Source organism: Azospirillum melinis, assembly GCF_013340935.1.
Classification (GTDB): Bacteria; Pseudomonadota; Alphaproteobacteria; order Azospirillales; family Azospirillaceae; genus Azospirillum; species Azospirillum melinis.
Window position 1 is genome coordinate 1 of record NZ_WHOS01000111.1, and the last position, 10464, is coordinate 10464.

General features: G+C 67.8%; 9 protein-coding genes. 7 read left to right on the forward strand and 2 right to left on the reverse strand.

Annotated features, from left to right (window positions below):
* Positions 1-205 precede the first annotated feature (205 nt).
* From GBZ48_RS35055 to GBZ48_RS35070, 4 genes are all read left to right on the forward strand, one after another.
* On the forward strand, positions 206-1339 hold the full coding sequence (locus tag GBZ48_RS35055) for a TAXI family TRAP transporter solute-binding subunit (protein WP_246307680.1): 1134 nt from the start codon (positions 206-208) through the stop codon (positions 1337-1339).
* A 128-nt stretch (positions 1340-1467) separates the two neighbouring features.
* Positions 1468-1929: a GNAT family N-acetyltransferase gene (locus GBZ48_RS35060; protein WP_174475244.1), complete on the forward strand. Its 462-nt coding sequence runs from the start codon at positions 1468-1470 to the stop codon at positions 1927-1929.
* A gap of 114 nt (positions 1930-2043) precedes the next feature.
* The gene (locus tag GBZ48_RS35065; RefSeq protein ID WP_109048046.1) at positions 2044-2712 is read left to right on the forward strand and encodes a glutathione S-transferase family protein; all 669 of its coding nucleotides are present in this window, start codon (positions 2044-2046) and stop codon (positions 2710-2712) included.
* Between the two features lie 94 nt (positions 2713-2806).
* A complete protein-coding gene (locus GBZ48_RS35070) occupies positions 2807-4444 on the forward strand; it encodes a hypothetical protein (protein WP_174475245.1) in 1638 nt (545 codons plus the stop codon).
* A gap of 43 nt (positions 4445-4487) precedes the next feature.
* Here the strand turns inward: GBZ48_RS35070 and GBZ48_RS35075 are convergent, their stop codons facing one another.
* A complete protein-coding gene (locus GBZ48_RS35075; RefSeq protein WP_174475246.1) occupies positions 4488-5177 on the reverse strand; it encodes a TetR/AcrR family transcriptional regulator C-terminal domain-containing protein in 690 nt (229 codons plus the stop codon).
* Positions 5178-5290: 113 nt separating this feature from the next.
* On the opposite strand from GBZ48_RS35075, the gene GBZ48_RS35080 reads away from it, so the two are divergent.
* Together GBZ48_RS35080 and htpG are read left to right on the forward strand one after the other, a co-directional pair.
* Entirely contained in the window at positions 5291-5935 is a 645-nt protein-coding gene (locus GBZ48_RS35080) for an MSMEG_1061 family FMN-dependent PPOX-type flavoprotein (protein ID WP_174475247.1), read from the forward strand.
* 169 nt (positions 5936-6104) lie between these two features.
* Positions 6105-7985, forward strand: coding sequence for a molecular chaperone HtpG (gene htpG / locus GBZ48_RS35085; RefSeq protein WP_174475248.1), 1881 nt, complete (start codon positions 6105-6107; stop codon positions 7983-7985).
* 171 nt (positions 7986-8156) lie between these two features.
* On the opposite strand, the gene GBZ48_RS35090 is transcribed toward htpG, so the two are convergent.
* Entirely contained in the window at positions 8157-9329 is a 1173-nt protein-coding gene (locus tag GBZ48_RS35090) for a sensor histidine kinase (RefSeq protein ID WP_174475249.1), read from the reverse strand.
* A 460-nt stretch (positions 9330-9789) separates the two neighbouring features.
* On the opposite strand from GBZ48_RS35090, the gene GBZ48_RS35095 reads away from it, so the two are divergent.
* Complete coding sequence (locus GBZ48_RS35095) at positions 9790-10221, forward strand: Fur family transcriptional regulator (RefSeq protein ID WP_042701979.1); 432 nt, start codon at positions 9790-9792, stop codon at positions 10219-10221.
* Positions 10222-10464: the final 243 nt, after the last annotated feature.

A 10464-nucleotide genomic window follows, 5' to 3' on the forward strand; every position in this document is an offset into this window, starting at 1 on the left:
GCAGCAGCGCCCCGCCGAAGCGCTGCCAGAAATGGCGGTCGACCTCGCCGTCGAGGCCTGAGCGTCCGAGCGGGTCGGTGGCCGGGCTGTCGAGCGCGGTCGCCCACCCCCGCCGGGGCTCCGCTCTCCGGGACCTGGGCCGCATTCCGATGCGGCTCCCCTGACTCAACCCGTTCTGACCCGCCGCCATCTGCTGGGCGGGCTGATGGGAGGGGTGGCCCTGGCCCCGCTGCTGGGCGGCGGATTGTTGAGCGGTCCGGCCGCCGCGCAGGACCTCCGTTATTTCCGCATCGGCACCGGCACCACCTCCGGCACCTATTTCCCGATCGGCGGGCTGATCGCCAACGCCATCTCCAACCCGCCGGGTTCGCGCCCCTGCGACAAGGGCGGGAGCTGCGGCATCCCCGGCCTGATCGTGGTGGCGCAGGCCAGCAACGGCTCGGTCGACAATGTCGAGATGCTGCGCGCCGGCACGGTGGAGGCCGGGTTCGCCCAGGCCGACGTCGCCTATTGGGCCTACAGCGGCACCGGCAGCTTCACCGGCAAGCGCCCCTTCACCGAACTGCGCTCGCTCGGCATGCTCTATGCGGAGGCTATCCAGATCGTCGTCCGCTCCGACGGCTTCATCGACCGCATGGCCGACCTGAAGGGCCGCAGCATCTCGCTCGGCGAGGAAGGCTCCGGCACTCTGGTCGAGGCGCGGCTGATCCTGGACGCCTACGGCCTGTCGGAAAGCACGATCACGCCGCTCTACCTGAAGCCCGGCACCGCGGCCGACCGGCTGGCGAAGGGCGAGCTGGACGGCTTCTTCATGGTCGGCGGCTATCCGGTGGCGGCGGTCAGCGACGTGGCGGCGCGGGTGCCCATCCGCTTGGTGCCGCTGGACGGCGAACCGGCCGACCGGCTGCTGCGCAGCCAGCGCTTCTACATCGAGCAGGAAATCCCGGCCAATGCCTATCCCGGCAGCGCCACCACCCCGACGCTGAGCCTGGGGGCGGAGCTGCTGACCCGCGCCGACCGCGATCCCGACCTGATCTACGGCGTCGTCCGCGCGCTGTGGCACGAGAACACCCGCCGCGTCCTGGCCGATGGGCATCCGCAGGGCCGCAATTTCGATCCCGCCCGCGCGGTCGCCAACGTCTCGGTCCCCCTGCATCCGGGGGCGGAGCGCTTTTACCGCGAGGCCGGCCTGCTCGGCAGCGCCGCCAACGAGCCTGCCCGTCCACCGGCCGGCGCGACCGACACGCCCGCCGCCACCGGAGACAAGGCGGGAAATGGGAATCCTCCCGCCGAAAAGAGCACCCCCGGGAAAAGCAGCGAGGACAAGCCGCCGCGCTGATCGCCCGCCGATCGCCCGCTGGCCGGACAGGACGAAAGGACCGTTTCCGCACGCCCCGCCGGTGGAATAGTCTGGACGGCATCCGGTTGATCCTCGTGATCGGGCGCAACGGACGGAAGGAGACAGGCATGCCGGCCGGCGAAGGGGTGCGCATCGCGATCCGTTCCGCCCGCGACGCCGACGCCGCCCGCTGTGCCGAGATCTTCCTGCACGGCCGCCGCCAGGCATTCTCCTGGCAGCCCGCCGACCGGTTCGGGCTGGACGATTACTACGACTGCGTCCGCGAGGATTCGGTGCTGGTGGCCGAGACGGACGGGACGGTGGTCGGCTTCGTCTCGCTCGATCCCAAGGCCGGCATCATCCACAACCTGTTCATCGACCCCGGCTGGCGCAAGCGCGGCATCGGATCGGCCCTGCTGCGCGAGGCGCTGGGCCTGTTGCAGGGCGGTGCCCGGCCGGCCGAGCTGGCCTGTGCCGCCCGCAACGCCGACGCCCGCGCCTTCTACGAACGCAACGGCTGGACGCCGGTCGGCGAAGCGTCGAACCAGCCCGACGCCCTGGTGCTCTACCGCCTGTCGCGGGCGGGGTAGATGGCCGCTCCCCCCGTCCTCCCGCTTGCCCCGCGAAACTTCCTCCAACGAGACGATTTGGCTCGGATGCGCGGGCTGTTTTCGCTTGCGGCGTTGCGGTAAAGTCCCGCCGCCATGCGAACCCTGTACCACCACCCGATCCACGCCCTGTCGCGCACCGCGCGCGTGATGCTCGCCGAGAAGGGCCTGCCCTTCGAACCCGTGGTCGAAAGGCCGTGGGAACGGCGGACCGAATTCCTGAAGCTGAACCCGGCCGCCGAGGTTCCGGTGCTGGTGGAGGAGGACGGGACGGTCGTCGCCGGCGGCCTCGCCGTCATCGAATATCTGGAGGAGGCCTATCCCGACACCCCCCTGCTGCCGCGCGAGATCGCGGCACGGGCCGAGGTTCGGCGGGTCGCCGACTGGTTCCTCCACAAGTTCGAACGCGAGGTGGCGGAAAACCTCGTCGGCGAAAAGCTGATCAAGCGGCTGTCCGGCCAGGGTCACCCCTTTGCCCCGGCGATTCGCGCCGGGCTGGCCAACGTCACCTACCACCTCGACTACATCGCCTTCCTGTCGGAGCGCCGGCCCTGGCTGGCCGGGTCGTCCTTCACCCTGGCGGACATCGCCGCCGCGGTGCAGCTGTCCTGCCTCGATTATATCGACAACGTGCCGTGGGACCGCAGCCCGGAGGCCAAGGACTGGTACGCCCGGATCAAGTCGCGCCCCAGCTTCCGCGCGCTGCTGGCCGACAACATCACCGGCTGCCCGCCGCCCAAGCACTATGCCGACCTGGATTTTTAATATCCTGTTTGGATTTCGCCCAAGAGGGGCATGGACCGGCCGAGCGTATCAAGATTAACGTGCTCCCTAAATCGTAGTTGGGAGTAGTTGCTCGATGCGTCTCCGCCGTTCTTCGCCCGCTCCGGCCCTGCCGGTCCGTTCCCTCAGGCCCGCCCTGATCGCCGGCGGCATGCTGGCTCTGGTGGCCGGCTGGTCGCCTGCCCAGGCCGCGCCGGCCGTCGACGATGCCGGCGCCAAGGCGCTCGCCGCGTCGCTGAAGAAGGATCTGCCCCGCTGGTTCCCGCCGCCCGCCGAGGATGGCGAGGGCATCGGCTTCGAATGGCAGGGCGAACCGACGGTCAAACCGGCGGGCGACCATTACGACGTCGCGCTGCCGCGCCTGTCGGCCGAGGATGCGGAAGGCACCCTGTTCGACATCGGCACCATCCTGCTGGCGGTGACGCCGAAGGACGACAGCCAGTACGGCGTGTCGATCACGCTGCCCAGCGCCATGAAGGTGCAGAACCTCGACGACAACGACGAATATGTCGATGCCGCCACCATCACCATCGGCAAGCAGTCCTTCACCAGCACCTGGTCGGGTGCGCTGGAAACCCTGCTGACGGTCGACGGCGCCTTCAACGATCTGGCCGTCACCGCCGCCGGCGGCAAGGGCAAGCTGTCCATCGCCACCATGACCATGGTGCAGGATCTGAAGCCGGAGACCGGGACCGGCGGCGCCACCCTGTGGAGCGGCCCGGCCGCCTTCGCCTTCGGCGGCCTGTCGGTGCAGGACGACAAGAACAAGGAGCTGTTCAAGATCGGCGGCGTCACCAGCGAGGCGACCTACACCCGCGTCGACCTGACCAAGGTCAGCGCGCTGCAGAAGCTGTCCGAACAGACCGCCGCCAAGGGCGTGGCACCGACCAGCTCCGAACTGCTGCCCAAGCTCCAGGGCATGTTCGGCGGCATCAGCGGCGCGATGCGCCTGTCCAACCTGTCCTTCGTCAATCCGGAGGACGGCACCGCGGTGGCTCTCGGCCATCTCGCCTTCCGCAGCGGCCTGACCGATCTCGACCAGGCGATGTCCACCGTCAGCATGGGCATTGAGGCGCGCGACTTCAGCATGACGCCGTCGCCGGCACCGGTGGCCTTCACCCCGCGCGCCTTCGAAATGAAGCTGTCGGTCGCCAAGCTGCCGAACAGCGCCCTGTGGAAGGCCTTCACCGAACTGGCCAAGTCGGCCGAGGCCGAAGAGGCCCCGCCGGCGAAGAAGGGCGCCAAGGCCAAGGCGGCCGCCCCTGCCGCGCCCTCGGCGGACGTGGTCATGCAGCAGGCGATGGCCGCGATGGGCGAAGCCGGGACCGAGCTGCGCATCGACGCGCTGAACCTCGACACCCCGGCGACGGCCGGCACCGCAACCGGTGCAATCAAGGTCGCGACCCAGGCCGCCTTCGGTGTCACCGGCGGCGCCACCGTCCTGCTGCGCGGCATCGACGCCGCGGTGAAGGCGATGCAGCCGGCCCCCGGCGCCAAGCCCGACAAGGAGACCCAGGATCTGCTCGCCGGTCTGGCGATGGTGCAGGCCCTGGGGCAGGCCGGCAAGGACGACACAGGCGCCGACACCCGCACCTATAAGATCGACATCACGGAGGCCGGCCAGCTCCTGCTGAACGGCGCCGACATGACCGCCCTGCTGGCCGGCGGCAGCGAGCCCGCCCCGGCCCCGGCTGAGAAGCCGAAGAAGAAGTAAGCCCGGCGGACGGCACGCCGAAGCTTCAGACCTGCCAAGCCCCCTATTCCGGCGAACCGGGATCGGGGGCTTTTTTTGGATTGGAGCCGGAAACGGGGACGGCGGCCCTCAACCCGTCGATCAGACGCTCCAGACCGAACCGGAAGCGGGCGTCGTCGTCATTGTCGGCGATGAGCAGCCTCACCGTGGCGGCGGCGTTGGGATAGCGTGCCTCCTGCTCCGCCGTCAGCTGTTGCGCCACCCGTTTCAGGTCGATCCCCTCACCGTTTCCACCGGGAGGCGGCAGCGTCGCCTGCTCCTCGATGGTGAAGCCGATCACGAAATACAGCATCGTGAACAGCATGTGGGCCGCCGTGCGTTCGTCGGCACCGGCGGCGCGCAGGGTCGCAATCGCGCGGTCGCTGATGCGCAGGACATTGTCCATGACCGGGAAGGTTCCGGCATAGACACGCGCCCCGTCGCGCCTGGACTTCAAGGCGCGGCGGAATTCCGTCGCCATTTCCCGCAGCCACTCGTCCCAGGGCAGGCCGGATTCGGCAGGAAGCCTCATCTCCGCCAGCAGGGCGTCGGCCATCGCATCGAGAAGCGCCTGCTTGCCCGCGAAATGCCAGTAGAGCGACGGCGCCTGGATCCGCAATGCCCCGGCGAGGCGCCGCATCGTCAGCCCCTCGATCCCCACCTCGTCAAGCAGGGTCATCGCGGCGTCGATGATGTCCTGTCGCTGCACACGCATGGCCCTTGAGTCCGCTTCTTCCTGCCGGGATTGACAAACTAACGCTGTTAGGTCAAATCTAACAACGTTAGTTTACCCGTCGCCGCGCACCGCGGCCCAGCAGAGGAACGCCCATGGATCCCCACCGCATCCACACGGTCGAGGCGCTGCGGCAGCTCTACGACATGCCGTCCGAGCGCATCGTGAAGATGAGCTTTCCCTTCCTGGACGATCACTGCCTGCGCTTCGTCGCCGAATCGCCGCTGGTCTTCGTCGCCACCATGGCGGAAAGCGGGATGGATTGTTCGCCGCGCGGCGGGCGTCCGGGCTTTGTCCATGCCGAAGACCGCCAGACGCTGGCCCTGCCCGACTGGCCCGGCAACAACAAGCTTTCGTCGATCACCAACATCCTCACCTCCGACGGCGGCTGCGGACTGGTGTTCCTGGTGCCGGGGGTGGACATCTTCCTGCGGGTCAACGGCATCGCCACCGTCACCACGGCCCCGTCCCTGCTCGAACGGCTGAGGGAGGAGGAACGTACCCCCAAGGCCGCCATCCGCCTGTCCGTCCGGGAAGCCTTCTTCCATTGCGGCAAGGCGCTGCGCCGTTCGCATCTGTGGCAGCCGGATGCCTGGTCCGTACCGCGTGACCTGCCGTCCCCCGGCCAGGTGGTGAAGGACCAGGCGGGGCTGGCGGACCTGTCAGTCGAGCAGATCGACGCGATGTACCGGAAGGGACTGGCGGAACAGCTCTACAGCGAATCGCCGCATATGGAATGAAGGCCGGAGCAAGGAGGCGGTCGCTCCGGTTCAGGCCCCTCCGCCGCGACACCCCGCCGCACACCTCCCGCGGTTGCACGGCACAAGCCTCTTGAACGGCCGGGACGCTTTCACATATCTCCGCCGTCTTGACGCCACCACCCGTGCAAAAACCAACGAAGGTGCCCCCATGACCGAGGAACGGCTCAGTTTTCAAGCCGAGGTCAGCCGTCTGCTCGACATCGTCGCCCACTCGCTCTACAGCGAGAAGGAAGTGTTCCTGCGCGAACTGGTCTCCAACGCGTCGGATGCCTGCGACCGCCTGCGCTATGCGGCGCTGACCCAGCCGGAACTCTCGGCCGACGATCCGAACCTCAAGGTCCGCCTGCTGGTCGACAAGGACGCGCGGACCCTGACCGTCGCCGACAACGGCATCGGCATGAACCGCGAGGATCTGGTCGAGAATCTCGGCACCATCGCCCGCTCCGGCACCGCCGCCTTCATGAAGTCGCTGGACGGTGCGGAGAAGGGCGACGGCAAGAAGGACGTCAACCTGATCGGCCAGTTCGGCGTCGGCTTCTATTCCGCCTTCATGGCCGCCGATAAGGTGACGGTCCTGACCCGCAAGGCCGGCGAGCCCGCCGGCTGGCGCTGGGAGTCCGACGGCAAGGGCGAGTTCACCATCGCCGAGGCCGACGGCCTGCCGCGCGGCACGCAGATCGTCCTGCATCTGCGCCAAGGCGACGACGAGTATCTCGACGAGGCCCGTCTCGGCGGCATCGTCCGCAAATACTCCGACCACATCGCCATCCCGATCCTGTTCGGCGAGGGCGAGGAGGCCAAGGCGCTGAACAGCGCGTCGGCCCTGTGGACCCGGTCGAAGTCGGAGATCACCGCCGACCAGTACAAGGAATTCTACCACCATGTCGGCCACGCCTTCGACGATCCGTGGCTGACCCTGCACTGGCGGGCCGAAGGGGCGCTGGAATACACCAACCTGCTCTATGTGCCCTCGACCAAGCCCTTCGACCTGTTCGACCCCAAGCGCGCCCACCGGGTGAAGCTGTACGTCAAGCGCGTCTTCATCACCGACTCGGCCGAAGGGCTGATCCCGCCCTACCTGCGCTTCCTGCGCGGCGTGGTCGACAGCGAGGATCTGCCGCTGAACATCAGCCGCGAGATGCTGCAGCACAACCCGATGCTGGCCAAGATCAAGGCCGGCATCACGCGGCGCGTCCTGTCGGAGCTGTCGAAGAAGGCCAAGGACAGCGAGAACGCGGCCGAGTACGACAGCTTCTGGGAAAACTTCGGCGCGGTGCTGAAGGAAGGCCTCTACGAGGACTACGAGCACCGGGACGAGCTGCTGAAGCTGCTGCGCTTCCGCACCACCGCCGGTGACGAGCTGGTGTCGCTGGAACAGTATGTCGCCCGCATGAAGGACGGCCAGGACGCCATCTACACCATCAGCGGCGACGACCTCGACACCCTGCTGCGCAGCCCGCAGCTGGAGGGCTTTAAGGCCAAGGGCGTCGAGGTTCTGCTGCTGACCGACCCGGTGGACGAGTTTTGGATGCCATCGGTCGGCGTCTATGACGGCAAGCCCTTCAAGTCGGTGACCCGCGGCGGCGCCGATCTCGGCAAGATCAAGGGCGAGGAGACCGAGAAGCCGGAGGAGAAGGCGCCGGAAGGCGAGCTGACCGACCTGCTGGCCCTGCTGAAGCTGACCCTGTCCGACGCGGTGAAGGACGTCCGCAAGTCCGAACGCCTGACCGACAGCGCCGTCTGTCTGGTCGCCGACGACAACGACATGGACATGCATCTGGAGCGCCTGCTGAAGCAGCACAAGCAGCTGAACGGCGAGGTCGGCAAGCGCATCCTGGAGATCAACCCGTCGCACGCCCTGATCAAGCGGCTGGCCGACCGGGCCAAGGGCAGCGGCGCCACCGACGCGCTGGAGGATGCGGCGTGGCTGCTGCTCGACCAAGCCCGCATCGTCGAGGGCGAACCCCTGCCCGACCCCGCCGCCTTCGCCCGCCGTCTGGCGAGCGCGATGGAGAAGGGGCTGGCATAAGGATCGCCTGCACCAGGAAAGTCTGAAGGAAAAGCCCTCTCCTCTCCGTCGGAGGGGGCTTTTTCCGTTCTAGCGTCCGTCTGATGCTTATTGAAGCACCAGACAGACGCTAGGCCTTTGGTTCTCCGTGCGATTCACGCTTCAAGCGCTTCCGCTTGAACCGATCACACTCTACCCCCGGCCAACCCGCCGGGGCGGGAAGACCAGCGAGATGGTGGTGCCCTCGTCGCGGCGGCTGACCACGTCCAGCCGGCCGCCATGCAACTCGATCAGCCGCTTGGTCAGCGGCAGCCCCAGACCGGTGCCGACCTGGGCGCGGGCCAGCGCACTGTCCACCTGCCCCCAAGGTTCCAGCGCCTTGGCAAGTTCCTCCCCGGTCATGCCGATACCGGTGTCGTAAACCGACAGCCAGAGCGCACCGTCCGCTGCCACGCGGCCGCGCAGCGTCACGATTCCGTCGGCCGGCGTGAACTTCACCGCGTTGGACAGCAGGTTCAGCAGCATCTGGCGCAGCTTGCGCTCGTCCGCCCGCAGCGGCGGCAGATCCAGCGGCACCGCGGTGGCGATGCTGACGCCATGGCGCGCGGCCCGTTCGGCCAGCAGCCGCGCCGTGCCGATCGCCACCCGCACCACATCCACCGTCCCGTCCACCAGCTCCAGCCGGTCGGCATCGGCCTTCGACAGGTCGAGCAGGTCGTTGATCAGCTCCATCAGGTGCCGGCCGCTTTCGGCGATGTCGCGGGCATATTCGCGATAGAGCGGAATGGCGTGCGGTCCCAGCACCTCCTGCTCCAGCAGTTCGGCGAAGCCCATCATCGCCGTCAGCGGCGTACGGATCTCGTGGCTCATGTTGGCGAGGAAGGCGGTCTTGGCACGGATCGCCTGCTCGGCCTGCCGGCGCGCCTCGTCCAGCTGGCGGGCGCGCAGTTCCGTCTGTTCGGCAGAGCGCGCCATCAGCCCGGTGACCGTGCCGACGCCCAGATAGCGGTCCTGCTCCACCACCAGGAAGCCGGTCACCAGCGCCGCCGGCTTCAGCCGCGCCAGCCGCCGCCCGATCTCCGCCAGCGGAGTGGCGCCGTCGATCAGCAGCGGATGCGGATCCATCAGGTCGGCGGCCGTCCGCGTGCCGATCCCCTCTCCGCCGCCCCCCTCGCCGCTGCCGTCCGGCAGCAGCCGGCCGCGCTCCAGCAGTCCGGCGACGCGGCCGTCGCCGTCGACCACCGGCAGGGCGGCAAGCTCCGGCTGGCGCTGGAAACGGGAAAGGGCGGCGGCGCAATCCTGCGAGGAGGAGAGCGGAGCGACCGGAACGGCCAGGCCGGCGGCGGTGAAGGCGGGTTCGTCCATATGCGGCTCCGCCGTGAACGAAGAGGTGGAAGGCGGGAAATCGAACGGCGTCACTGCGGCTTCCCTCCCTCCTGTCGGGGATTGTCGGGCCCGGTGGTTGTCCGGCAGGCGCGCCACCCCGGATCGGACGGCGCTTGCCCAGGGGAAAACCTAGCAGCGGATTATGAGCAATTGGTTTCTACCCCGCTCCATGACGGCATCGCCCAATATCCTGAAAGTATTATGCCCTTGGCGGGGAAAGCGCCCTTCGCTCGGCCGTCCGGCGGGAACGTGGGTGTTTGAGAATGTCTCCGAAACACAGTATGATGGTCAGGTATTCGGGGTGCCGCGAACGGCTGGCCGGGGCGAACTGAACGATCGCCTCCGTTGCCGGCCCTTGCCGCTGGCGTTCCGGGCATCAGGGAGACCGGAGGGGCGAACCGCCGCCCGTCGAACGAAGACAGGATTACAGGGGATGTCCATGCCCTCGCGCCTCGAAGAACTGTGCGTGAAGAAGGGATTGAAGATGACCGATCAGCGCCGCGTGATCTCGCGCGTGCTGTCGGAGGCGACGGACCATCCCGATGTGGAGGAGGTGCATCGCCGTGCATCCGCCATCGACCCGCGCATCTCCATCGCCACCGTCTACCGGACGATGCGGCTGTTCGAGGAGGCCCACGTCATCGACCGGCTCGATTTCGGCGACGGCCGCGCCCGTTACGAAGAGACGAGAACCGATCATCACCATCATCTGATCGACGTCGACTCAGGCGAAGTGATCGAGTTCACCAACGATGAAATGGAACGGCTGAAGGAAAGCATAGCCCGCGAGTTGGGCTATGACCTGATCGGCCATCGGTTGGAACTGTACGGCGTCCCGCGCAAACGCCGTGCCGATAAATCTGAGTCTTAACTATATACGAGACTTACTTTCGATGCGCACAAGGGGTGGCGGCTGACGTGGCCACCATCCGGAATCGCCACCCGCATAACGGGTGGGTCAAGCGATCATCGCTTGCGGGGTGCATCGGGTGCCGGTCTGGACCTTGCCGGGCGCTGGCCCAAGGTTAGGCGAGGAGCAAACCTCACACAGACCGGAACCGGCCGCACCATGGATGACCGTCCCAACAACCGCCAGGGCCAGCCCCCCCACACC